Annotated in this window: 1 protein-coding gene; it reads right to left on the bottom strand. The window is 59.1% G+C overall.

Features of this window, described 5'->3' with window-relative positions; translation table 11 throughout:
* The coding region (locus Psfp_RS21175) for an elongation factor Tu (RefSeq protein WP_134220480.1) at positions 1-743 on the bottom strand (743 nt) is incomplete at both ends.

Raw genomic sequence — 743 nt, 5'->3', positions numbered from 1 at the left:
TATACTTCAGCGTTGAATTTCGTGTGCGGCTTGATGCTGCCGGGCTTGGCCAGCACCTGGCCCCGCTCGATCTCTTTGCGGTCCACGCCCCGCAACAGGCAGCCGATGTTGTCGCCGGCCTGGCCGCTGTCCAAAAGCTTCCTGAACATCTCAACCCCGGTTACGACGGTCTTGCGCGGCTTCTCGGTGAAACCTACGATCTCCACTTCTTCCTGCACTTTAATCTGGCCGCGCTCTACACGCCCGGTGGCCACGGTGCCGCGTCCGGTAATCGTAAACACGTCTTCCACCGGCATCAGGAAGGGCTTGTCAATGGCCCGCTGCGGCGTCGGTATATAGGAGTCTACCGCGTCCATCAGCTCCCAGATCGATTTGCACCACTGGCAGTCTCTCTTGCCGCAGGCGCATTCCATGGCTTTTAATGCGGAGCCGCTGATAATCGGGGTATCGTCGCCGGGAAATTCGTAGGAAGAAAGCAGTTCGCGCACTTCCATGTCGACCAGTTCCAACAGCTCGGGGTCGTCAACCTGGTCGGCTTTGTTCAGATAGACAACGATGTATGGAACGCCAACCTGGCGGGACAGCAGAATGTGCTCGCGGGTCTGGGGCATGGGGCCGTCAGCGGCGGATACGACCAGGATCGATCCGTCCATCTGGGCGGCGCCGGTGATCATGTTCTTGATGTAGTCGGCGTGGCCCGGGCAGTCAACGTGGGCATAGTGCCGTTTTTCTGTTTCGTATTC

Source organism: Pelotomaculum sp. FP (assembly GCF_004369245.1).
Classification (GTDB): Bacteria; Bacillota; Desulfotomaculia; order Desulfotomaculales; family Pelotomaculaceae; genus Pelotomaculum_C; species Pelotomaculum_C schinkii.
The sequence above is the reverse complement of the archived record's forward strand: the minus strand, read 5'-3'. Positions and strand labels throughout refer to the sequence as shown.